Source organism: Niallia circulans (assembly GCF_007273535.1).
GTDB lineage: Bacteria > Bacillota > Bacilli > Bacillales > Cytobacillaceae > Niallia > Niallia circulans_B.
Genome location: NZ_RIBP01000004.1, coordinates 1328947 through 1350946, shown reverse-complemented (window position 1 = coordinate 1350946; position 22000 = coordinate 1328947). Strand labels below are relative to the sequence as shown.

General features: G+C 38.3%; 27 protein-coding genes. 4 read left to right on the top strand and 23 right to left on the bottom strand.

Annotated elements, in window-relative coordinates:
* Positions 1–2: 2 nt before the first annotated feature.
* From CEQ21_RS14685 to CEQ21_RS14640, 10 genes are all read right to left on the bottom strand, one after another.
* Entirely contained in the window at positions 3–782 is a 780-nt protein-coding gene (locus CEQ21_RS14685; RefSeq protein ID WP_185765159.1) for an ABC transporter permease, read from the bottom strand.
* Entirely contained in the window at positions 775–1692 is a 918-nt protein-coding gene (locus tag CEQ21_RS14680; protein ID WP_185765158.1) for an ATP-binding cassette domain-containing protein, read from the bottom strand. The genes CEQ21_RS14685 and CEQ21_RS14680 overlap by 8 nt, the downstream gene beginning before the upstream one ends.
* A gap of 173 nt (positions 1693–1865) precedes the next feature.
* On the bottom strand, positions 1866–2792 hold the full coding sequence (locus CEQ21_RS14675; protein WP_185765157.1) for an ATP-dependent 6-phosphofructokinase: 927 nt from the start codon (positions 2790–2792) through the stop codon (positions 1866–1868).
* Between the two features lie 21 nt (positions 2793–2813).
* Positions 2814–3263: a ribose 5-phosphate isomerase B gene (gene rpiB / locus CEQ21_RS14670; protein ID WP_144454168.1), complete on the bottom strand. Its 450-nt coding sequence runs from the start codon at positions 3261–3263 to the stop codon at positions 2814–2816.
* Positions 3264–3284: 21 nt separating this feature from the next.
* Positions 3285–4634, bottom strand: coding sequence for a gluconate:H+ symporter (locus CEQ21_RS14665; RefSeq protein WP_144454169.1), 1350 nt, complete (start codon positions 4632–4634; stop codon positions 3285–3287).
* A gap of 231 nt (positions 4635–4865) precedes the next feature.
* Entirely contained in the window at positions 4866–5528 is a 663-nt protein-coding gene (locus CEQ21_RS14660; protein ID WP_144454170.1) for a FadR/GntR family transcriptional regulator, read from the bottom strand.
* 183 nt (positions 5529–5711) lie between these two features.
* Positions 5712–6470 (bottom strand): SDR family NAD(P)-dependent oxidoreductase, encoded by a 759-nt coding sequence (locus tag CEQ21_RS14655; RefSeq protein WP_185765156.1) that lies wholly within the window; start codon positions 6468–6470, stop codon positions 5712–5714.
* Between the two features lie 29 nt (positions 6471–6499).
* A complete protein-coding gene (locus CEQ21_RS14650; protein WP_144454172.1) occupies positions 6500–7444 on the bottom strand; it encodes a transketolase family protein in 945 nt (314 codons plus the stop codon).
* The gene (locus tag CEQ21_RS14645) at positions 7444–8277 is read right to left on the bottom strand and encodes a transketolase (RefSeq protein ID WP_185765155.1); all 834 of its coding nucleotides are present in this window, start codon (positions 8275–8277) and stop codon (positions 7444–7446) included. The genes CEQ21_RS14650 and CEQ21_RS14645 overlap by 1 nt, the downstream gene beginning before the upstream one ends.
* A gap of 870 nt (positions 8278–9147) precedes the next feature.
* Entirely contained in the window at positions 9148–10017 is an 870-nt protein-coding gene (locus tag CEQ21_RS14640) for a hypothetical protein (protein ID WP_185765154.1), read from the bottom strand.
* Between the two features lie 687 nt (positions 10018–10704).
* Here CEQ21_RS14640 and CEQ21_RS14635 point away from each other — a divergent pair.
* Together CEQ21_RS14635 and CEQ21_RS14630 are read left to right on the top strand one after the other, a co-directional pair.
* Positions 10705–10899 carry a hypothetical protein gene (locus tag CEQ21_RS14635; RefSeq protein ID WP_127739061.1) on the top strand — a complete coding sequence of 65 codons (195 nt, stop codon included), beginning with the start codon at positions 10705–10707 and terminating at the stop codon, positions 10897–10899.
* Positions 10900–10907: 8 nt separating this feature from the next.
* Positions 10908–11813 carry a gluzincin family metallopeptidase gene (locus CEQ21_RS14630; protein ID WP_185765153.1) on the top strand — a complete coding sequence of 302 codons (906 nt, stop codon included), beginning with the start codon at positions 10908–10910 and terminating at the stop codon, positions 11811–11813.
* Between the two features lie 344 nt (positions 11814–12157).
* Here the strand turns inward: CEQ21_RS14630 and CEQ21_RS14625 are convergent, their stop codons facing one another.
* Genes CEQ21_RS14625 through CEQ21_RS14610 form a run of 4 tightly spaced genes read right to left on the bottom strand, consistent with a single transcriptional unit; the run spans position 12158 to position 14668 of the window.
* Entirely contained in the window at positions 12158–13387 is a 1230-nt protein-coding gene (locus tag CEQ21_RS14625) for a glutathionylspermidine synthase family protein (protein ID WP_185765152.1), read from the bottom strand.
* 2 nt (positions 13388–13389) lie between these two features.
* Entirely contained in the window at positions 13390–13845 is a 456-nt protein-coding gene (locus tag CEQ21_RS14620) for an RNA helicase (protein WP_185765151.1), read from the bottom strand.
* A 15-nt stretch (positions 13846–13860) separates the two neighbouring features.
* Positions 13861–14259, bottom strand: coding sequence for a DUF350 domain-containing protein (locus tag CEQ21_RS14615; RefSeq protein ID WP_127739056.1), 399 nt, complete (start codon positions 14257–14259; stop codon positions 13861–13863).
* A gap of 25 nt (positions 14260–14284) precedes the next feature.
* Positions 14285–14668, bottom strand: coding sequence for an aminotransferase yhxA (locus CEQ21_RS14610; protein WP_235907258.1), 384 nt, complete (start codon positions 14666–14668; stop codon positions 14285–14287).
* Between the two features lie 156 nt (positions 14669–14824).
* Here CEQ21_RS14610 and CEQ21_RS14605 point away from each other — a divergent pair, with 156 nt between their 5' ends.
* Positions 14825–15202, top strand: coding sequence for a GNAT family N-acetyltransferase (locus CEQ21_RS14605; protein ID WP_328593501.1), 378 nt, complete (start codon positions 14825–14827; stop codon positions 15200–15202).
* 24 nt (positions 15203–15226) lie between these two features.
* Here the strand turns inward: CEQ21_RS14605 and CEQ21_RS14600 are convergent, their stop codons facing one another.
* The 3 genes from CEQ21_RS14600 to CEQ21_RS14590 all read right to left on the bottom strand — a co-directional run bounded on the left by CEQ21_RS14600 (position 15227) and on the right by CEQ21_RS14590 (position 17178).
* Complete coding sequence (locus CEQ21_RS14600; RefSeq protein WP_185765149.1) at positions 15227–16192, bottom strand: quinone oxidoreductase family protein; 966 nt, start codon at positions 16190–16192, stop codon at positions 15227–15229.
* 156 nt (positions 16193–16348) lie between these two features.
* The gene (locus CEQ21_RS14595; RefSeq protein ID WP_185765148.1) at positions 16349–16864 is read right to left on the bottom strand and encodes a DinB family protein; all 516 of its coding nucleotides are present in this window, start codon (positions 16862–16864) and stop codon (positions 16349–16351) included.
* 71 nt (positions 16865–16935) lie between these two features.
* Positions 16936–17178: a hypothetical protein gene (locus tag CEQ21_RS14590; protein ID WP_185765147.1), complete on the bottom strand. Its 243-nt coding sequence runs from the start codon at positions 17176–17178 to the stop codon at positions 16936–16938.
* A gap of 146 nt (positions 17179–17324) precedes the next feature.
* Here CEQ21_RS14590 and CEQ21_RS14585 point away from each other — a divergent pair, with 146 nt between their 5' ends.
* Positions 17325–17750 (top strand): NUDIX hydrolase, encoded by a 426-nt coding sequence (locus CEQ21_RS14585; RefSeq protein ID WP_185765146.1) that lies wholly within the window; start codon positions 17325–17327, stop codon positions 17748–17750.
* Positions 17751–17777: 27 nt separating this feature from the next.
* On the opposite strand, the gene CEQ21_RS14580 is transcribed toward CEQ21_RS14585, so the two are convergent.
* The 6 genes from CEQ21_RS14580 to CEQ21_RS14555 form a co-directional block, all read right to left on the bottom strand.
* Entirely contained in the window at positions 17778–18119 is a 342-nt protein-coding gene (locus CEQ21_RS14580; protein WP_185765145.1) for a GIY-YIG nuclease family protein, read from the bottom strand.
* A gap of 17 nt (positions 18120–18136) precedes the next feature.
* Entirely contained in the window at positions 18137–18889 is a 753-nt protein-coding gene (locus tag CEQ21_RS14575; RefSeq protein ID WP_185765144.1) for a DUF2087 domain-containing protein, read from the bottom strand.
* 129 nt (positions 18890–19018) lie between these two features.
* Positions 19019–19852: a metallophosphoesterase gene (locus CEQ21_RS14570; RefSeq protein ID WP_185765143.1), complete on the bottom strand. Its 834-nt coding sequence runs from the start codon at positions 19850–19852 to the stop codon at positions 19019–19021.
* Complete coding sequence (locus tag CEQ21_RS14565; RefSeq protein WP_185765142.1) at positions 19852–20604, bottom strand: hypothetical protein; 753 nt, start codon at positions 20602–20604, stop codon at positions 19852–19854. Before CEQ21_RS14565 ends, CEQ21_RS14570 begins: the two co-directional genes overlap by 1 nt.
* A gap of 132 nt (positions 20605–20736) precedes the next feature.
* Positions 20737–21201: a GNAT family N-acetyltransferase gene (locus tag CEQ21_RS14560; RefSeq protein ID WP_235907257.1), complete on the bottom strand. Its 465-nt coding sequence runs from the start codon at positions 21199–21201 to the stop codon at positions 20737–20739.
* Positions 21202–21242: 41 nt separating this feature from the next.
* A complete protein-coding gene (locus tag CEQ21_RS14555; protein ID WP_185765141.1) occupies positions 21243–21971 on the bottom strand; it encodes a class I SAM-dependent methyltransferase in 729 nt (242 codons plus the stop codon).
* Between the last annotated feature and the right edge of the window lie 29 nt (positions 21972–22000).

The following is a 22000-nucleotide window of genomic DNA, read 5'->3' as shown; positions in this document are numbered from 1 at the left end:
CCCTACTTTATGTCTGTTCGTTTAAACAGAAGGATTCCTAACGTTGATGATACCACGATTGTAATCACACTTACTAATACCATATTAGGATATTTTGCAATATCTATTGGTGCGGCAAAATCAGAATAGAACAAGAACGATTCCGTGAACCAAAATGTAAGCTGCTGAAAATGCTCGGTTTGCTGAAAGATGCCTGCGCCAAAGCCTGTTCCCATCGTATAAAGAAAGCTCCAAATAAGGGAAATTCCTATGCTTTTTGTTAAAAAGGTAATCAAAATATAAATAGAAACGTTCGCCAATATAAGCAGATATAAGGTACTAAATGATTTCATCGCGAACGAAGTGTAATCACTGATATGTGCAATGTTACCAAAGCCAAAAATAGTTGAGAAGCCTGCCATGCCAAGACAGGTCATGATGATCATACCAATAAGAGAAAGAACTGCGGCAATGATCAATTTCGACAGATAATAATGTGTGCGGCTGCGGCCAAGTGATAAGGCGTTGCGAACCGTTCCATTTTGGAATTCTTCGCCAATAAAAAAGCTAATAAAGGCGCTAAGGATGAGTAAAATCGTCAAGGCATTTTTCTCCATCATCAAAATGCTTGTTGCTCCATTAACGACTGTATCAATAGCTTGAACAAGCTTCGCCCCATTACTAACATTCCAATTCGTATTTATAACTTGCAGGATTGGAAGTGCCGTGAAAATAGCTAAAACCACCCATAACTTTTTACTGTGAAGCAGCTTGATTCTTTCCGCTGTTAAAAGATTAAGCATTCGTGCCACCTCCTGTTAATTGCAAGAAATAATCCTCGAGTTTTTGTCTAGTCACACCAATGCGCAAAACATTTATATCAGCTAATACTAATGAGCGATTAATGCTCGCAACCTTCTCTAATTGTTCATAAATATTAATTTCAGTTCCATTAATGACTTCATAATCGTTTATTCCTGATTCGTCTAATACGACAACAGCCTTGTGAACCTCTGTAGTTTCAAGCTCAATATATTGGCGGGTTTTCGCTGCAAGCTCCTCACGGGAAAACTCACTGATAAGCTTGCCGTCATGCAAAATACCATAATGTGTTGCGATTTGGGAGAGTTCATCAAGCAAGTGACTTGAAAGTAACACAGTAATGCCCCGTTCTGTCACTAAACGCTGAATAATTTCACGCATTTCCACTATACCCGACGGATCAAGCCCGTTTGTTGGCTCATCTAAAATAAGAAATTCTGGATTTGTTATAAGTGTAGACGCAATGGCTAACCGCTGGCGCATGCCTAAAGAGAAATTCTTCGCCTTCTTTTTGCCAGTATGACTTAAGTTCATTAACCGCAGTAAATCCTCGACCTCCCGTTCACTGACACCACCATTTGCCGCTTGTACCTTCAAATTATCACGAGCCGTTAATTCCGGATAAAGTGCAGGCGTTTCAATGGATTGCCCCATTTTCCGTCTTGCCCGCTGCAAGCCCTTCATCCCAGTTTCACCAAACAGCTCCATGTCGCCCTCGTTAATCGTGATTAACCCCATAATAATCCGCATAAATGTCGATTTACCAGCACCGTTCTCCCCGATAAGCCCATAAATCATCCCACGTTTAATTTCAATTGAAACCTTATCAAGCGCTTTATGCTTGCCATATAATTTTGTAATATTCGTGGCTTTAAGAATTGTTTCTGCCATTGTTAATCGCCCTTTCCGCTATAATGAACTTAGAATAAATGACAGGTTTAAATAATTTATCTAGAAAAGTATAAAGAAAGTATAAAGAAAGGAAGGGTTGATTGCCAAAATGTGCGTAAATAAAAAAAGCTGCCATCAGCAGCTTTCCCTCAGATACTATTATCTCTGTTCATTTAATAAGGAAGAAACGGTTCGTTATTAGAAGTTTTAAGCACCTTATCCAATTCTAACTCCACAATCTGATTGTTTTGAACAGCAAGGCAAACACCCGTCCTGCCTTCAAGCAGCGTTTTTACACTTTGCTCTCCAAATTTTATCCCCATAATCCGGTCTGTAACAGATGGTTTGCCGCCTCGTTGAATATGACCAAGTACTAATGGGTGGACTTTATATTCAGAGTGACTTTCAATTTCGGCTTTAAATTGCTCCGCGCTAATGGCTCCCTCTGCTAATATATATATTTGGCTTTTTCCAGCAGACATTTTTATTCCCTCTAGCACTTTCTCTAAATTCCAGTCGTTGTTCGTTCCGATAATGCCGTCAGCGGTTGTTGCCAGTCCTGCCCAGATCGCAATATCAGAGGCTTGCCGCCCCATCACTTCTATCCCGAAAATATGTTTATGGCTTGCTGCTGATGTTTTTATTTTATCAATGGCATCCACTGCATTTTCTACGGCTGTGTGAAAGCCGAGTGTGATATCAGTCAAGGCGATATCATTATCTATCGTGCCAGGAATGGCGGCAACAGGAAAGCCTAATTGCGATAAAGCTCTTGCTCCGTGATAACTGCCGTCCCCGCCGATTACAGCTAAGCCCTCTATTTCATGCTTCTTTAAGATATCTACTGCTTTTATCTGGATTTCCTTTTCTGCAAATTCGGGAAATCGTTGGGTGCCGAGAATGGTTCCGCCAACATCAATGACCTTAAATAGCTCTGCTTCTGTTAACAGTATAAATTCTTCTTTAATAATGCCAATATAGCCATTTACACAACCGTAAACCTCCATATCATGTCTGGCTGCTGCCTTCACGACTCCAAAAAGGGCAGCATTCATTCCCGGTGCGTCACCACCGCTCGTAATGACTGCGAGCTTCTTCATTCTCTATTCCTCCGATCCTTGTTAGCATAGAGATTCTTCTTCCATATCTGCAATCATGCTAATTCTTCTTGCATGCCTGCCTCCCTCGAACTCAGCATCTAACCATGCCTTCACGATTTCCTTTGCTAATACACTGCCGACTATTCTGCCGCCAAAGGCTAAAATATTCGTATTATTATGCTGTTTCGATAGTCTTGCTGTTGCAGGCTCACTGCAGACAACTGCTCGGATTCCTTTAACCTTATTAGCAGCGATTGATATGCCGACACCAGTTCCACAAATTAAGATACCTGCGTCTACTTTGTTTGCAACAACATCTTCTGCTACCATTTTTCCATATTGAGGATAGTCTGTACTTTCCCCTGACTTAGGTAAATACTCTATTACATCATGCCCTAATTCCTGTAAATATTCCGCAATGCTTGGTCTTAAATTATCTCCGCCATGGTCACATCCAATTGCTATTTTCATCGTAATCCCTCCAATAATATGTTATACAAATAAGTCTAATATCAGTGTGCAAACCAGACCAATGACAGAAGAAATCGTCGAAAGAACGGTATATGTTCCGAATGTTTCTTTTAATGTCATGCCAGAATATTCCTTTACAATCCAAAATGCAGCGTCATTTACATGAGAGCATATTGTACTGCCGCAGCCTATTGCTAACGTAACTAGTGCCAAATTCACATCTGGATTCATCGCAAGCATTGGTGTTACTAAACCTACAGTTGAAATAGCGGCAACTGTTCCCGACCCTAACGCTATTCTTAATATAGCAGCCAAAATCCAAGCAAATAAAACTGGTGATAAAGCAGATCCTTCAAATAGCTCGGCGATATATTCGCCGACACCACCTTCAATGATTACTTGTTTAAAGGCGCCACCTCCACCGATAATAAGCAGCATCATACCAATTGAATTGATTGATTTCGTACAGGATTTCATTAAATCTACCATGGCAATATTTCTTTTTATACCCATTGTATAAATTGCGACTAACAGCGAAATAATCATTGCCGTCGAAGGCTCGCCAATAAATCGCAATACCATGAAAATAAAGCCATCGTGATAATTTAAGGCTTCCTCAATAATTTTTATAACAGCAGCTATTGCCAGCAAAATCACAGGCAGCATTGCTGTAAAAACACTGATACCAAAGCCTGGTGTTTCCTCTATTTTAAATGTCTTTTCCTCTTTAAAAACCCCATCTGGTGTAACCTTTTCAAAGGCACTTGGCACGATTCTTTTAGCAATATTCGGATAAATAACACCAGCGATAATGACACAAGGAATGGAAATAATAAGTCCGTATAAAAGAACTGTTCCAACATCTGCACCAAGTCCGTTGGCCACTGTTGTAATCCCTGGGTGTGGTGGAAGGAAGCTATGCGTAATCAGCAAAGCTGCACTCATATGCAAAATCAATTTAACAATCGAGATTTTCACTTCTTTTGCAATGGTGAAAATGATAGGTACTATCAATACAAATGCTACTTCATAAAACAAAGCGATTCCGACAATAAAGGACGCAATTACGACTGCCCAATGAATCTTTTCTTTACCAAATTTATTAATAAGTGTCATCGCAATTCGGTTTGCCCCGCCAGCATCGGCGATTAATTTTCCTAACATAGCACCAAGTCCAAAAATCAGAGCTATATGTCCTAATGTACTGCCCAATCCATTTTCAACAATAAGTCCGATATCCTCTAACGGTATACCTAAAAGAAGAGCGACGATAAATGAAACAATAATCAATGAGAAGAAAGTATTTAACTTTAGCTTCATAATTAAAAAGATTAATATTAATACCCCAACAGAAACGTAAAGTAATGGCATATTATTCACCCCAGCCTTTTTATTGGTACGAAAATCATTTAGTGATGAATCTAGTAATCCATCAAACTTGTATACGCTTACTTTTCTGATGATAGTTGTATACTTATCATCTTGTATTCTAAGTATACTAAAAAATAAAAGCCGTTATTAAATAATATGTTGAGAGCGCCTAAGCATTTTCTCTATCGTCTTTAGGCTATCTCAACAAATTATGTAATAAAAAGCAGTTCATCATTTCCAATAGCGGTCATATAAATTTTGCATATGCTTACTCATGATGTCCGTTGCTTTTTTCTCATCTCGTTTTTCTATAGCCTCGATAATTTGTTTATGTTCATTTAAATTAACTTCCAAATAATCTGGTCTTGTCACAGTACGATCTCGAATGAACTGCCACATCTCTTGTTTTTTCATGGCATTAATAATGGCTGACATAATATTGATAAACAATTCATTGTGCGAAGCCTTCGCAATATTATAATGAAGTGCTTCATCCGTTTCTGGAACATAAACACCTGACTTTGTTTCTTGTTCCATTTTATCAATTGTTGCTCGTAGCACGGCTATTTCTTCATCTGTAGCACGCTGTACAGCAAACTTAATAATTAACGGTTCAATATTCATTCTCACTTCCACTATTTCCTCTGGTGAGACAGAATCAAAGGAAATGGGATCTTGAGTACTGCTTGCAAGACTTTGATTGCTTTTTACATATACGCCCTCACCTTGACGGGAATAAATAAATCCATTTAATTCAAGCGCGCTTAGTGCCTGACGAATTGGAGCACGGCTAACACCGAATTGCTCACATAATTCTCTTTCTGCAGGCAGCTTATCGCCCACTTTAAATGTACCTGACTCAATTTGCGATAGTATTTGCTGATATATTTGCATATACAATTTCTTGCTGGATACAGGATTAAAATTAATAATAACCACTTCTCTCTGCGTTAATATTATTAGACAACCTAATATACTATAAGGTTATTATATAAAATTAAAATATGTAAGCGCAATAAAACTAATTTAAATCATAGCCAAAGCCACAAGTGCTTTGGCTATGATTTGCTTTTACTATTAATCCATATGTGATCCGCCATTAATGTCTATTTCTTCTCCAGTAATATAAGAAGCCTCTTCAGATGCTAAAAATGCAATCGCTGCTGCTACTTCCTCTGTTTCCCCAGGTCTTCCCATTGGAATGCCATCAATAACTTTAGCTGCTTGTTCCTTAGGTAAAGACTTCCAAATATCTGTATTCACAAGTCCAGGAGCTACACAGTTAACCGTAATCCCATTTTGCGCTACCTCACGAGCTAGATTTTTAGAGAAGCCAAGAACTGCTGCTTTTGATGCCGAATAATGGGCTCCACCGAAAACACCGCCGCCACGCTTTGCAGAAACAGAGGACAGGCTGATTACTCTGCCGAAGTTTTGTTTTTTCATTGTTTCCAATACTGCTTGTGTACATAGGAACAGTCCGAACATATTTACGTTAAATACTTTCGTAATATCCTCAATTGTCATATCTTGAACAGATACTTTTTGAGAGATACCTGCATTGTTTACTAGAATATCAATTCTGCCATATTTATCAAGGATTTTTTGTACCATTTCATCATTAGATTGCTGGCTTGTGACATTCAACAGAACGCCAAATGCCTCTCCACCTTCTGATTTAATCGCATGAACAGTGTCTTCAATACCTTCTTCATTTAAATCTGCCACTACAATAATCGCACCTTGCTTTGCAAGCGTTAATGCAATAGTACGGCCAATTCCTTTTTTTGAACCGCTTCCTGTTACAATGGCAACTCTATTATCTAACTTAAACATAGTGATTTCTCCCCTTTATTAGTTATAGATTACTGAAGCATTTCATTAGCTGTGTTTACAATATTTTCAATCGTAATACCGTTAAGCTCTAATAGCTTTTCGTATGGAGCTGACTGTCCAAACTGATCTTGAACACCGATTCTGCGCACCTTTCCTCGTCCTTCTTCTGCAACGACTTCACATACAGCGCTGCCCAAACCATTGAGGATATTGTGATCTTCCACAGTGATTATCTTGCCAGTATCCAAGCATTCAACGACTGCCTCTCTGTCTAAGGGCTTGATAGTATGCATATCTAGTAGTTTTACAGACACACCTTTATTTTCTAATTGCTTCGCAGCCTCCAATGCAAGATAGACAGTATCTCCATTAGCAATAATGGCGATGTCATTGCCTTCTTTTAATTTCTTCGCCTTGCCGATTATAAACTCTTCATTCTCATCATAAATAAACGGCATTGTATCTCTTGTAAAACGAAGATACACAGGACCATATTTCTCAGCAGCCTGCGCCACCAATTTTCTTGTCGAATGATAATCGGCACCCATCACAACTGTCATGTTAGGGATTGTTCGCAACACACCCATATCTTCAATTGCTTGATGGCTCGCACCGTCGTTTGCTGGTGTCAGACCGCCATGTGAACAAGCTATCTTCACGTTCAAGTTCGGGTAACAAATTTCCTGTCTAATTTGTTCTGCCATTCTCATCGAGCCAAACACAGCGTAAGTGCTTACAAAAGGAATTTTGCCTGTTGTCGCAAGACCTGCTGCTAGACCTGCGGCATTTTGTTCGGCGATCCCGACATTAACATGCTGTTTTGGAAATTTATTAGCAAATTCTGTTGTTTTACAAGACTTACCGATATCAATATCTACAACATATATATCTTTATTTAATCCACCAAGACGGACAATTTCATCACCAAATGCTTCTCTTGTTGCCTTCTTTTGTAACACCTTGTTTTCACCCATTAGTTTAGCCCTCCCTCTAATTCTGCCAATGCTTTTCGGTATTCTTCATCATTAGGAGCAATTCCGTGCCAAGTAACTGAATGTTCCATAAAGGAAACACCTTTTCCCTTTACTGTGTTACAAACAATACATTTTGGTTTGTTATTTTTAGAATTTCTTGTGCTGTCGAGTGCTGCAACGATTTCCTCCATTGAGTGTCCGTCTATTCTTGTTGTTTCAAATCCAAAGGACTTAAACTTTATCTCTAAATCTTGGTTCGGCATAATTTCTTCTGTCGGACCATCAATTTGCAGGCCGTTATCATCGACAAAAACTACTAAGTTATCTAATTCATATTTAACAGCGCTTTGAGCAGCTTCCCAGATTTGCCCTTCCTGACATTCGCCATCTCCAACCATCGCAAATACTCTGTAGTCTTTTTCGTCTCTTTTCCCAGCCAACGCCATGCCGACTGCACAGGAAAGACCTTGACCTAAAGAGCCTGTCGAAATATCAATTCCTGGACACTTCTTCATATCAGGATGTCCTTGAAATGGAGAGCCAAATTGGCGAAGTGTATAAATGGTTTCATACTCAACGAACCCTCTTAACGCTAAGGCAGAGTATTGAATCGGACAAACATGCCCTTTGGATAAAACGAAACGGTCTCTATCCTCCCAGTTAGGATTTTGTGGATCGATGTTCATTTCCTTAAAGTACAGTGCTGCAATAATATCCGCTGCCGAAAACGAACCTCCAGGATGACCAGATTGTGCCTTATGAATCATTGTTAGTGCTGTTTTTCTAAGATCAACTGCGTTTTGCTTTAACTCTTCAATAATGTTCCCATTCATATTAATCACCCCATGGAATTGAATTTAACCTGTACACTTGTCTACTTGTATACTAAGTTACCTTTGTTTACCATTATAAAACGTTTTCACTGTTTGTCAACAAAAATGTAAACGATTTATTTGGAGTTTTTTGTATTTATTCTCTTGAATCTTTAGTAAGGGAGCTAATTTTCTAAAAGCTAATTAAGTATTAATTAGTATGGAAATAATTGGTCTGTTAAGTAAGTACTAAAAGGCTGAGACAAAATATAATCTATCTAGATATGAACTTTAAATGATTTTATCTAACTTTATAACAGTGGACCTTGGAATTATTCATAGGTATGGCTTTAAATTAGTTCGGTTTCATTGCGCTCGCCCACTCGCTTTCCGCGGGAAGGAAGATGAGCCTCCCCGTCTTCGCCTGCGGGGTCTCATCCTTTCCTCTATTTCCCGCTGGAGTCGAGTGTTCTCCGCTCCATTCCACTAAGGTTTTTAATTAATGTATTAAAGTCGAACACAAAAAAACTGAACTATTAATCGATAATCGATAAAATAGTTCAGTTTTAACCTACACTTAAATGTTGTCCTAATCTCCTGTTGTAATTAATCATTTGAGTCTTTTCCTCTTAGTTCTATTCCATATCTATAAAACTCTTAAGTAAATGCAGTAACCTTTAGTAAAAAGTATTAGACTTGGTTCTAAATTTTTATTTGAAATTTTCTTAGTATATAGATGGAGGTGAATAATACAGTCGGAAATGCAATAATAACGTATAATATACCTTTAGGCATTATCATGTTGAAAAGGTAATAGAATATTGTAATCCATACTATTACAATGAATACACCAATCATTTTTTTCATTAGTAAATTACACCTCCATATATATTAATAAATTTCGATATATCCACTTTTCTTCTTAGAATCTCTTTTATCTATTTCCTTAGCAATAGCAGTCCCAACATCTAAATAATTTAAAGCAGTTATTACAGAAACACCTACTACAGTCGCTAGTTTAGGTGCACCCCAAGCTTTTAATCGGCTAACAACTGTTTTGGTAAACAGCTTCTTAGCCTCATTTTTCCCCTTTTTAATAATATATGATTGTATAAGCCCCGCGCCTCCTCCGATAGCAATCCCAAGAATAGTATTAAAGGTAGCTCCTGCAAGTTTGACACTTACTTTAATTTTTCCTTTAAAAGGATTAGATAAAGCACTTGCTGTTTCTACTCCAAAAGTTGAAATTGTAGCATTTTGTAAGAAAGAAACCAGATTAGATTTCTCATTTTCATCAACACTTTTTATAATACTCTCTTCTAATTGCAACTGAGCTTTCTCCAAATTATTATAGCTTTCGGAGTCTTCATTAAAAAAGTTAATCAAAGTATCTTTAAATATTGTTTGATCATTTGGATTAGTTATTCCTGCTAGTTGAACTTGCTCATCTACTATTTCATAAAACAATTTCTCTTCTTCACTGGTCATTTCTTGTAAAGACGGAGTATTTTCAGTTTCTTTTACAAGATCAAACTCATCAGATAAAACTTTATTATCTAAAGGATTTTCTTCTACAATCTCTTTTTTCTCTTGTTCATTCAGCATATCTTGATTTAACTCAGTGTTAAATTTTACGTCTGTTAGTTCTGATTCAACATAGGATGGGGTACTTGCTAAACTGCTAATTGGAGATATTGAGGTGAAGATTAATGTAGACACGGTTAATATTGTCACTTTCTTTAAGAAACTCGTTCTTTTCAAAATATCACTTCCTTGTAATATTTAGGGTAAGAAATTGTGCTTAATATTATTTTTTTCAACAACATACACAGACTGAACAACATTCATCTCTTGTGTTTCTAATTCATACTTTGTAACTTTTTTATAACCACCCCTTACATATTTGTTTAATTCCTACTATACAATATTTAGTCAATTATTTAGTTATTTCGACAAATTTAGACAATGGTACAATTGTGTGTCATAAATGTAGAAAAAGTCACATTGTTTCATAACCTAAACATATTCACCTAATTCATTTAAAATTGAAATTTTCTATTTACTATATACTAAACAAGTTTTTATCAGAGTTAGATAGGATTGGTTATACTATATAGATATCAATTTCTAATTTTCCACAACAATATAGGACAATATTATTATTAATAAAGAGTGGTAGTTTCACTAACAATTACCTGTAGATGAAAAACTATTTCAAGTAAAAGTATTAAGTCAACTATAAAGAAATATCCGCTCCATTCCACTTAGATTTCTAATAATAGTATTCAAAATCACAAAATAAAGCATTCTACCTATTTACTATTTCAAAATATTAATTATTCAATCATTATCAGCAGAGATTATTTTTCGTTAATTTCTAATTTTTTGACATTTATGTTAATATTATATATATTGATTGTCAAAATAACTTGTTGAGAGGGAATTCGCTTGAATAAACTTAAGGTTTTTTTCATTATTTTGATTACATTATTAATCATTAGTACGGTTGGATTTATTATTGTTGGTAAATATCAAATTGGTTTTGGAATAGGGTCTTTTGCCATATTAATTATTGGAGGAATAACTAACTATTATTCTGCAAAATCAAATGATTATATATATCAAAATAAACATAAGAGGTAAGGATTAAATTGTTGAAGATGAAGAACAGCATATTTAAAAGAAGTTTAGTCATTATATTACTTATTTCATTAATAATGACCGCCTTATTACTTGTTAATAGACAAACGGAAGCTGTAAGCGATACATATAATGAAGATGGACTAATTGAACAAAGAGAGCTGAACATAAGCGTGAATGATGAAAACAGGAAGTTTGTAATCATTAACAGTGGATTAAGCTCTAATAAAATCAATAAACTTACAGATGAATTAAAAATAGTCTATAAAAAAATGATGGAGTTAAATGACTCCCCGACTTATACTCCACCAAAGAAAATACTGATTGAGCTTAATAAAAGTAATTTAATTAGCTATGCTCAAAAGAACAAAGTTGTATTATACAACATGTATAGTGATAATTATTTATTAGTACATGAGCTTTCACATACGTTATTTGGGTTTGGAAACAGCAATAACAATGAGTTTTATGGTAATTATGGTTTTCTTACACAAGAGGGTTTGGCTGTTTTTTTGCAGTTTTATTTAGAACCAGATAAAAGTGTTTTTCCCAATAACTCTGTTAATCCTGATAAAATTGTCAAATATCTTATGGGGAAACAAGAGGTCATTAGTCTAAGTAAACTGGGTAATCCCGAAACGGCCATGAATTATTTCAGTATTGAAGGTAACACTCAAACGAGTTATAAAACTTGGATTAGTTATGTAGAAGCAGGTTCCTTTGTACAATTCATCATTAATCAATACTCTTTTGAAGAGCTGTTCAAAATTTATAATACGGAGGACTTGGAAGCTTCTGTATCTTCTGTGTTACATAAGTCTTTGACAGAGCTGGAGGAGGAATGGCTGTCCTATATAGATACAGTTTCTGATCTTAGCCAACAAGATAAGGATAATATTATTTTTTATTTAAAATAACATTAGTAATGACAATGGGACAAAACAAATGATAGTTTTTATAAATCCGAATAATAAATAATAATTACAGCTAACTTTGAAACAATGGAGCTTCGGGATATAAATAGAATATGGTTACAAAATTAGTTCGTTTCATTGCGCGCTCGTCCTCGCGCTTTCCGCGGGGAGGAAGCTGGAGTCGAGTGTTCTCCGCTCCATTCCACTAAGGTTTTTAATTATTGTATATAAACCGTAAAAACACAAAAACCAAACTATTAATCCATAAACACTAAATAGTTTGGTTTCAATCAATGTTATAAATTTATGTCACATTCTCTTTCCTTATTATCCAGTATTCCACTTAATCAACGTACTCCAACAGGCAAATAATAAGACAAGTTATTCGTTATTGTCCCTCCAGCTCGGAGTCCGATGGCTGATGGTTTTCCATTGAGTAGGAAGCTGCCGACGAGGAGATTTGCTTCTTGCTTGCCTTTTTCTGTTTGGATTGGTGCTTTTGGATGCTCGACGTATTGTTGGTAGACTGGCAGGAAGTCGGTATATGATTGCTGCGGGTCTGCGGCTGATAGCTTGCCGCTTCCTTTGTAGATTTCAACAGTGTCTCCTTCTCTGCCAAATGCCGGTTTTTTCACATAAGCTGTGTTTTGTTCTATAAATGGATCAGGTTCTAAATAGGTTGGTAACAAGTAATTTTCTATCCACTGATGCTCAGCTTCTGTAAAGAAGGCGTGCTGTTGCTCATGAAGGCTCCAAATCACTGCTTGAACTGCCTTGTTTTGCAGGAGAAATGCAGACGGAGGATTGATAATGGACAGCTTTCCTTCCTCAACTAACTCTAACAGCCACATACCGATTTTATTTTCCTCCTCATCCTCATCAAGGATAAGGTTTTCAATCGGAAAGGTTTGTCTGTACAGTATATCAATCTGATTTCCAGCCACATCAAACAGCCCTTTGCCTCTTTCAATTTGCAGCATATGCAGCGGTATGTATGTTCCAAGCGTCTCTGATAATTCCTGTAAATAAAGAATCGTTTCCTTGTCTTCAATATTGTCATCATGAGCAGTAAAGGCAACAGTCGGGCTTGCCTTGCCACTTATTTTCGCTGCTGCTTTTATCGCAGTGCGCACAGCATTCCTTAGCGCCTCCTCCATACCTGCATTTGGATTTTCCACCTTGAACTCAGCACAAACCTTGGCATTAATGGAAAACAGCTCCTTGATAAAGGTTGGCGTATCTGCATTGATTTCAATGCATTTATAGCTGCCGTTATAAGGAATTAAATCCAGCCTTGAAATGACGCTGGCCTGTTCCATCGTGTCAAGGCGCAGGAAGGAAAACACCTCTTCTGGGAAGCCCATTTCCCGGAATGTCCTGTCTGGTACCTCCTTCAAAAGCCTCCAAGCCTTGAAGAAAATATAGCCAACCCTTTCACTGATAAGACGAATCTTTTCGACCTCTCCTCTTTCTAACAAGTGCACATCGTAAAGGGCATACTCCTCCCCGTAAAGGTCTGCCCAAAAGCTGTCTATCTGTGAATAGAAGCGCCTTCTGTCTATTATATGGCGATCCATCCTTACTCCTCCTCCAAGTCCTTTACGTACAGGACATAAACGCCTCTGTCCTCATCAATTTCTGTTGATGTTACCTCCATTTGGCCAACAGCAGGCACATCAATGATATCCTTCAATAAATAGCGGATTACCTCAAAGTGGCTTGCAATCGGGATATGAGATAATAGCTTGTAGTTATCTGTTTCACGATGGTTCCTGAACTCTATATGAATACCTTGGCCTCTGTAGCTCTTTTCATCAAGAACCGATACATTTCTGCCTCTATCCTCGATAACGAGTATCTCTTCATTGCCATCCATCTCATTGGAAACAAGCTCATATTGCTGTCCTCTTAGGATGAGGTATGTGCATAATTGCCGTGCATACAGCTCATCAACACCGACATCCCGAACATCATATTCATAAAATGGATCATATTGGCCATTCCCTTTGTCTATAAAATACGTCAGTTTCTTCATTCTACATCTCCCTCATTAATAGGACAGACATTTTGCCACAATCCAGCCGATCGCAAGTGACAACGAAAACAGCATCACACCAACTGCCCGGTTATCTTCTTTAATAGCATTGCTGATGCTAAAGCGGATTGTCACCACCTCTGCCAACACAAATACGATAATTTGCGAAACAATTCCGATTGCTCCCCAGATTGCCATATCTATAAGTGAAACAGAATATTCAGCTGCCGCTCCTAATACAATCGCAAGTCCAATCACCTTACCGCCAAGCAAAAGTGCTGCACTGACGTTTTTTTCAGCGATAAGCCTCATTTCGTTTATTTTTGGCGTACTTAACATAAATAACAGAATACCGATGACAAGCAGCAAGATTGCTACTCCTAAATAAGAACCGAAATTAAGATATAAGTTCACTTTTACACTTCCTTCCTAACATTTATTAGCCTCCGTAGCTCTTCTTCCCGCTGCCGAAGCCGCTGCTTTTGTTTGTTGAGTCACTGCCGCCGCTCACACTCGAACTGGGGCTGCTTGATTGCTGTTGCTTCTTGTAGCTTGTATTCTTCAACAAGGAGGACTTGGAATTATAATATTTGCCGCCATAAAAATAATGGCCGTAGTAGCGGGAATTGCTGTCCTCACATTCCCAAACGCCATCATCATCATCCCATTCCCAATTTGTACAGTTCGTATCATCTGGAACTGGCGGGATATCACTATTGCTGTTTGAATTGCCTGTCGCTGTCCCGCTGCTGCTGCAGCCTGTAATCCCAATTAGGACAGCCGTTGATAAAATGCCTGTCATAACTGTTTTTGTTTTTCCCATACTTATCACCCCACTCTCATGATGTAACTATACGAATGTACCTTCATAAAGATTCTTTTTTTGCAAAAAAATAGTCGGTTGCCTATATTTATTCCTTTATAATAGCTTTATAGCAGTTATTTATAAACATTATGGAGGGAATTGCTCGTGCGAATAATGGTCAATCTTCCGATTCAAGATAATGAAGTCCCAGATTTACGGGAGGCTGTCGGCTGGGGCAGACGGGACAAGGATTACCCTGCCCTGTTTGAAAGATGTAATTTCTGGGCAGGAGCCAGGGATGAAGCTGGCAAGCTAATCGCTTTCGGCTATGTTTGTGGAATGGGACTTGAGCATGGATATTTAGAGGATATTATCGTTCACCCAAGCAGGCAAAAACAAGGAATTGGCGTAGAGCTCGTGAAGACTTTGATTGAAGAGGCAAAAAGCTTTGGATTAGGTATTTTGACTGTTTCCTTTGATGAGCATAATGCCAACTTTTACAGAACAACTGGATTTACTGTGTCAGCTGGTGGTGTGCTTTATTTGGATTAATAGCTAATCGTTATCCTCCAGCCCTTACGGCAGGAGGATTATTTTTCCGATGTTTTGTCTGCTTTCCAATAGACCATGAGCAGCTTGTCCCTCGCTTAACGGAAAAGTAGTTATATGCGGGAGCAGGAGCCGATTTGCTGCCATTAGCTGAAACAGTTCGCCAGAACGGCTGATTCTGTCTGCTCTTGTTTGAAGAACATTCCACAAATCTCCACCTGTTAGCGTTTTGCTTGTATCCATGAGCATACGCGGATCAATCAATGGCGGATCTCCTCCAGCCATCCCGTAAAATACGACCGTCCCGCCTGTTTTTGCTGCCTCAAAGCTCTGCATTAATGTTGCCCCAACAGCATCATAAACAACATCTGCGCCTGTTTTTTCTGTCAGCTTCTTAACTGCAGCAATCCAGTCTCCTTCATATGTTAATGTGTGGTCTGCTCCTGCCGCTTTTGCTGCTGCCGCCTTCTCTGATGTCGAAGCAATCGCAATAACTACCGCGCCTTTAAGCTTTGCCAATTGCACAAGCAGCTGTCCAACACCGCCAGCGGCTGAATGAACAACCACGAAGTCTCCTTGTTTCACAGTAAAGCTGTCTGCAGACAAATACTGTGCTGTTAACCCTTGGAGCAAAACTGCTGCCGCTTCTTCAAAAGTAATATCAGCAGGAACAGGAATCGCTTTATCGGCAGGAACTGCTACTAATTCAGCATTGGCATAAGGAACATCTGCAAAAGCAATCCGGTCACCAACGCTAATATCCTTTACTCCAGCACCAACTGCTTCCACAACTCCGGCCCCTTCATAACCAAGAATGTACGGCGGCTCTCCTTCAAGATGATAATTGCCTTTCCTTCTGTATATATCTGCATAATTAACGCCTATTGCTTTTGTTCGAACTATTATCTCGTGTTCTTGGACGATTGGATCTGGCACCTCCATCAGCTTTAACACTTCCTTCGGTCCAAATTGCATAAAGCATAATGCCTTCATTATAAAAACCTCCTTCTCTTGCTCCTTTTATTTTATTATGTCCACATCCATCACAAAAGCGGAATATTTCTATGGCAATCATCGGCAGCTTCGATTTAGAAATTAAAAAAGGACTGAATTGACTCCAGTCCCTGTGCTGTTTCAATAACCCATTATTTAAGCTTCAAGCAAATATCTCGACTTCAATAGCCCTGCATGGTGGCGCTCATGGCCTGCAATAATATAGGCGATAGAGTTGACGGTAAATTCACCATTATTGGCAAATCCTGTTCTTTCCCAAGCATCCTTAGGTAACCCTTTAAGCAAGGCAACAGTTGCAGCTCTCACAATCGTCCATTCTGCCAAAAGGTCTGCAATTGTTCTGCTTGAAAAGAGGGACGCTTCCACATACATTTCATCATCATACCCGGAAAGCGGTGTTTGATCGCCTCTTGCCATTCGTAAAATGCGATAGTTCATAATTCTTTCCGTATCCATCACATGGCCGACAACCTCTAAAACACTCCATTTCCCTTCCGCATATCGAAAGTCAGCCTGCTCTTTGGTTATGCCGGCAAGTAGACTCTTTGTTTCCTCAAGCTGACTTTCTATGATTTGAATAATATCTCCTTTAGGCACTAGACTAACGTAATTTTGATAGTACTCTGGGTAATCGGTAATTGCTGGTTTCATTCCTGTCACTCCTTTTTTCATCTCTCTTATTTGATTCTGCTTTTTTCCGTTTTTCCCTTCCTGACTATCGTTTAAATAAAGACACTAATTACAAAATAGATGCCAATATAAACAATATATAAAACTGGCAAGCTGATTTTATACCTTTCACACCATGCTTTGAGCTTTATCGTCCAGTTTTGATTTCTAGCTAATACTTGCAAAATAATAAAAACGAGCAGCAGTCCAATTATTATTTTAGCGAGAATATTAGCAATAAAGCTCTCCACTAAGGGCAGCAAACGAAGGATTAATGTGATAGAAACAAAGTACAAAAAATGCTCCTATCGTTTGATAGATATTTCTGGGGACAAATACAACAGCTCCGTTACCATATATTGTATCATTCCACCTTTCTCTTTTGCCGTATGTATCGTAATCTGAAAGAGTGATAATAAATTAGTTAAGGAGGTTTTTATAAATGAAGCGAGTCGATGTTGTGTATGTGCAGCTGTTTGATGAAGAGAAGAAGCGTATTGTTATGGTTCGAAACATTGGCAGTAATGGTTCCTATTGGACACTGCCTGGAGGGGCGGTTGAACAGGGCGAAACACTTGCCGCTGCAGCAATCCGTGAGGTGAAGGAAGAAACAGGATTAGAAATAGAGACTTGTGGCATCACCACCATAACAGAGAAATTCTTTCCAGACAGAGGCCATCATACAGTCTTTTTCACCTTTAACGGCAACATCATCGGTGGAAAAATGGAGATTCAGCAGCCTGATGAAATCGACGCAATTACTTGGATGGATGTTCAAGCAGCAGAGCAATATCTATTTATGACTGCGGAACAGCGGGGAGCATTGCCAGTACAACATTCTGTTCCCTACATACTATCGCAACATTAAGAAGGATAGATTTGATACCTATCCTTCTTAATTATAGCCTCGTTCACCAAATGGCTGCAGCTCCTCGAGCCACTTTTCCTCAAGCTTTCCTAATTCTTCTTTTTCATTAAAATAAGGATCGTCCTTTTTCTTTAAAACCTCCAATACCTCAAAAGTGAATATGTCCTTTCCAAACTGCTTCCACTCTGCAATGAGCTCTTTGTTCATGTGCCCACCGTTTTCCAAGCTGAATTTCACCCCATTTAATGTTTTGAGATTCCGGGTGCTGCCGACAAACAGCTTGCCGTTTACAGTATTTTTAATAAGGTAAATACCTGCCTCAATCGGCGTTTCCTTATAAAGCTGCTTCAATTCCTTTTTTCTGTCCATTTCATTCACCTGCTTATTTATTTTTTAACCCAATACTCGCTTCCGTCATCTTTTCTGTCGATAAAACCGTACTCGATCATTAATCTGCGGATTAGAACATAATCTTCATAAATTGGCTTCAAAATATCATTTAATGCCTTTTCGCTGTAGGTCTTGTCATTGTCTATATGTTTAATAATTTCTCGCAAAATAATAAGGCGCTGCTTTTCCTTTAACGGGAATTTCTTCAGCCTGGCTTCCAGCTGGTCCTCAAAATACTTGCGGACTGTTTTCTCCTGCTCTTCCTCTGTAATGTTATAACGGTCATCTACCATTTTTGCCGTCTTATGGACTGGTATGAAGCTTGGTGCATGATTATCCTTTTCCTTTAACAGCTCCATTAAAGCAAGAAACGTTTTTGCCTGTCTTTCCTTTTCCTTTAACACAAACCGATGATGACGAATCGTCGAGGCACTGCCAATTTCCAGTTCCTTTTGTACCTCCACATCGCTTTTCCCTTGATAAAACAAGCCCAACAGATTGCTTTGATGCTCGGTCAAACCAGTAATTTTCTTATCAAGACCGATTAAATAATCAAACACAGATTGATGGTTTCTTTCCATATGAAGCTTCATATATCTTTCTGCCTCGTATAACACCTCTTGATAAGGATAAATAATTCCTTTTTCAATTACTTCACCACATAACAGGCACACAAAGGCATCCGTATCCTCTTTATAGCCTTTTTTCAATTCCTCAAGTGATGCATTACTAAAAATATCCTCGTTCATAACAAACACTCCGATTAAAAGTTTGTATTTTTATAAACAAAACTTAAATTTGTTTGTTTTTATTCTATGTAATTATGTGTAAAATGTCAACGGCATAAAAAAAGAATGCGGCTATCCGCATCCTTCTGTCTATTTTTTCCCTTTAATAGTAATCTCAACAATTTCTGGAGTATTGAACACCCTCTGCGGAATAATACTGTTCCCAAGTCCGCGATTGACAATCATTGCTGTACCGTCTTGTTCATATTTACCTGCTGAGAACTCTGGTAAAAAGCCTTGGTCAGGTGCAACCAAACCACCCACAAATGGAATTCTAATCTGGCCGCCGTGAGCATGCCCTGAAAGAACAAGATCAATATTATGTTTAGCATAGACGGAAAAAAGCTCAGGCCGATGTGACAGCAGCACAACAAATTCCTGCTCTTTCACACTCTCTAAGGTTTTTGCCAGCTCTGTCTCAACAGTTACTGCCGTTGCTTCACTGCTTATGGCTGGGTCATCAATACCTGCGAGGAAAAACGTTGTTCCGTTCAACTCAAGCTTCTCCTTCTGATTATGTAAAATGATAACACCAGTTGACTTGATAACCTTTTCCAATTGGTCATATTTTCCTGACCAATATTCATGATTGCCTGTGACATAATAGGTTGGCGCTATTTCCTCAAGCTGCTTAAGCAAGGATAGCACTGTCTTTTCATCATATTTATCCTTATCAATAATATCACCGGTAAAGGCAATGATATCAGGACTTAATGCTTTTACTTTAGTAACTAGCCGATGCTGATTTTTTCCGAATTCCTTGCTGTGCAAATCAGATAGTTGAATGATTTTTAAGCCATTACCAGTTAATTCTTCTGATGTAATGGTAAAGCTGCTTATCGACAGCCTGTTATTTTGATAATAGGAAAATACCACGACGCAAAGCAGAAGGAGAGTTATGATCAACAGTTTCCTTTTGTTCATTACGTATCTTGCTGGCGCTGCTGCCATTCTACATCAAAACCGCCGCGTAAACCGTTCCCTTTCAATACGATTGTATATGTTCCAGTCTTCTCGATATTAAGCTTCAGCTCCCTACTTTCTTCCTGTAATTGTGAAAGGGTTCTGTTTTGACCATCAACAATATAATAGCTGTAGCCACCGCCATTTTCATTTTGCACCTGTACTTTCACACGCAGCTCCTCTCCTGCCTTTGCTTCAACTGGTATTTCCTTTTCTCCATTAAAATATAAAAAATAAGCAGAATAGGAATTTTGGCCAACAACTTCATTCCATTCTTTTTTTACTGTTGTATCTGGAAGAAGGAATAGAAAAAGCAGCAAAACCAGCGGAATAACACAAAAGCTTATTTTAAAAGTCTTGATGTTCTTAGCTAAATATTTTCCAAAATAAAGGAGCAAGGTACAAATCGCACCATACAGCCCCGTAAGAGCAATGGAATGTGTTTGCTGGAGAAGCAGAAAAAACACAGCGAATACAGCTATATATACAGGCAGCTTCCAGCTCGGACGGCTCGAAATAACCTGACCAATCAACAAGGAACAAAGAGCCCCGCAGCACCAAAAAACAACCCAATAAGCTAAATTAGTAGTAAACGCATACATATTTCTGTCCAAAAACAGGATTAACCCCATATAAACAACAACTAAAAAACCCGCACCAGCAATATCACTAAGCAAGAAAGCCCTTCTTCGTTTACCATGAACGGTTTCCATTATGATCCTCCTCTGCTACAATACCTATATTTTAACAGAAGAGCAGGGATTTGTTCCAATTTTTTCTATTTCACTAGTTTATTATTGGGTTTATATGGATAAACTCTTCCTGCCGTTACAATCGTTCAATTTTCAGTTAAATGGACCTTTTTTCATAACAATAAAATTCAGCTCTTCCCCAGCAAACATATATGTCTTTTGGAAGCCTACCTTTTCATAAAGAGTAATTGCCCGCTCATTAAAGTCAGCAACCGTTAATCGGATAGACTTACTCCCTTTAACCTGCTCCAAAACAAACCGAATAAAGCTTCCACCATTTCCTTTACCAGTCAGCTCAGGCTTCATGCCTAAACCAATGTCTACGCAGTCCTCCTGATAAGCGCCGAAAAGATAGCCTAAAGGCACTTGTGCAGCATAACCAATGCAATAGAAGCCGGCCAAGTTTCCACTATCATTTAAAACGGCAAAATAAGGTGCTTCAAGCAGCTCCTTCATTGATTCTTCTTTATTATTATCGTTGTAAAAGTCATACGGTGGCTCGTAATTCCAGTCGAGAATTTCCTCCGCCCATGCCTTTGTCATTTTAGTAGCTTTCATCTTATTTCTGGATTCCCTTCTAAATCGCTTATTTAAAAGCCTCATACCTTCACAATTCTCAGCATCGTATCAGCATTTCTCTGAAATTCATACCCAACCTTCCGCTCTTCTGCTTTATGACCCTTTGCTGCTAAGCGACTAATCACTTCATCTAAATAGGCATATCTGTTTCCATCTAAATCAACTGTCGGGAAGATGCGAATTTCTGTTTTAGCGACTCTGAGGAGTTCGTCAATTACAGCAAAATGAAAATCCTTGTCGAGCCTGTCTGCATAGGTAAATAAAAAGTGAGCTGACAGCACAATATCAAATTCCTCTGCTGCAAATGGTAGTGAGGGCAAGGTACACGCTAAATATCTTGCAGGATTATTTGCTCTGTCCTTATAACAAGCAGTCAGCGCCTCTTTTCGACTTGCTTTCAAGCCGCAAATATCTTGAAAGTAGTTCCAAACATAGTGGTCCTTGACCTTTTCAAGGGAATCAACAGTATGCTTTATGTCTTCAAGTCCTTTTTCATACAGGTCTTGATTCTGATGATAGTAGGCAATGTCTGCCGCCATGATATTAAGACCATGCATTGCCCCTTCTGCTGTAAAGGAACAAGCACCTGCAGGACAATCTAAAATTTTTTTACCCTTCAAATCGTCTAGCTTTAATGAGAACATATCCATGTATTCTTTAAAAGTTCTGCCGATAAAGATAATTCTCTCTAAGGATAGTCCTTCCTTTGCCACTACAGCACCACCTCTATCATTATATCTTCCAGACATCTTTAACATTTCATTATATTAAAATAGAT

Bases quoted from the DNA above. Each gene is read 5' to 3' on its own strand.
- CEQ21_RS14685 (WP_185765159.1), bottom strand. From the start codon at position 782: ATGCTTAATCTTTTAACAGCGGAAAGAATCAAGCTGCTTCACAGTAAA.
- CEQ21_RS14680 (WP_185765158.1), bottom strand. From the start codon at position 1,692: ATGGCAGAAACAATTCTTAAAGCCACGAATATTACAAAATTATATGGC.
- CEQ21_RS14675 (WP_185765157.1), bottom strand. From the start codon at position 2,792: ATGAAGAAGCTCGCAGTCATTACGAGCGGTGGTGACGCACCGGGAATG.
- rpiB (WP_144454168.1), bottom strand. From the start codon at position 3,263: ATGAAAATAGCAATTGGATGTGACCATGGCGGAGATAATTTAAGACCA.
- CEQ21_RS14665 (WP_144454169.1), bottom strand. From the start codon at position 4,634: ATGCCATTACTTTACGTTTCTGTTGGGGTATTAATATTAATCTTTTTA.
- CEQ21_RS14660 (WP_144454170.1), bottom strand. From the start codon at position 5,528: ATGCAAATATATCAGCAAATACTATCGCAAATTGAGTCAGGTACATTT.
- CEQ21_RS14655 (WP_185765156.1), bottom strand. From the start codon at position 6,470: ATGTTTAAGTTAGATAATAGAGTTGCCATTGTAACAGGAAGCGGTTCA.
- CEQ21_RS14650 (WP_144454172.1), bottom strand. From the start codon at position 7,444: ATGGGTGAAAACAAGGTGTTACAAAAGAAGGCAACAAGAGAAGCATTT.
- CEQ21_RS14645 (WP_185765155.1), bottom strand. From the start codon at position 8,277: ATGAATGGGAACATTATTGAAGAGTTAAAGCAAAACGCAGTTGATCTT.
- CEQ21_RS14625 (WP_185765152.1), bottom strand. From the start codon at position 13,387: ATGGATCGCCATATAATAGACAGAAGGCGCTTCTATTCACAGATAGAC.
- CEQ21_RS14620 (WP_185765151.1), bottom strand. From the start codon at position 13,845: ATGAAGAAACTGACGTATTTTATAGACAAAGGGAATGGCCAATATGAT.
- CEQ21_RS14610 (WP_235907258.1), bottom strand. From the start codon at position 14,668: ATGGGAAAAACAAAAACAGTTATGACAGGCATTTTATCAACGGCTGTC.
- CEQ21_RS14605 (WP_328593501.1), top strand. From the start codon at position 14,825: ATGGTCAATCTTCCGATTCAAGATAATGAAGTCCCAGATTTACGGGAG.
- CEQ21_RS14600 (WP_185765149.1), bottom strand. From the start codon at position 16,192: ATGAAGGCATTATGCTTTATGCAATTTGGACCGAAGGAAGTGTTAAAG.
- CEQ21_RS14595 (WP_185765148.1), bottom strand. From the start codon at position 16,864: ATGAAACCAGCAATTACCGATTACCCAGAGTACTATCAAAATTACGTT.
- CEQ21_RS14585 (WP_185765146.1), top strand. From the start codon at position 17,325: ATGAAGCGAGTCGATGTTGTGTATGTGCAGCTGTTTGATGAAGAGAAG.
- CEQ21_RS14580 (WP_185765145.1), bottom strand. From the start codon at position 18,119: ATGGACAGAAAAAAGGAATTGAAGCAGCTTTATAAGGAAACGCCGATT.
- CEQ21_RS14575 (WP_185765144.1), bottom strand. From the start codon at position 18,889: ATGAACGAGGATATTTTTAGTAATGCATCACTTGAGGAATTGAAAAAA.
- CEQ21_RS14570 (WP_185765143.1), bottom strand. From the start codon at position 19,852: ATGAACAAAAGGAAACTGTTGATCATAACTCTCCTTCTGCTTTGCGTC.
- CEQ21_RS14565 (WP_185765142.1), bottom strand. From the start codon at position 20,604: ATGGAAACCGTTCATGGTAAACGAAGAAGGGCTTTCTTGCTTAGTGAT.
- CEQ21_RS14560 (WP_235907257.1), bottom strand. From the start codon at position 21,201: ATGAAAGCTACTAAAATGACAAAGGCATGGGCGGAGGAAATTCTCGAC.
- CEQ21_RS14555 (WP_185765141.1), bottom strand. From the start codon at position 21,971: ATGTCTGGAAGATATAATGATAGAGGTGGTGCTGTAGTGGCAAAGGAA.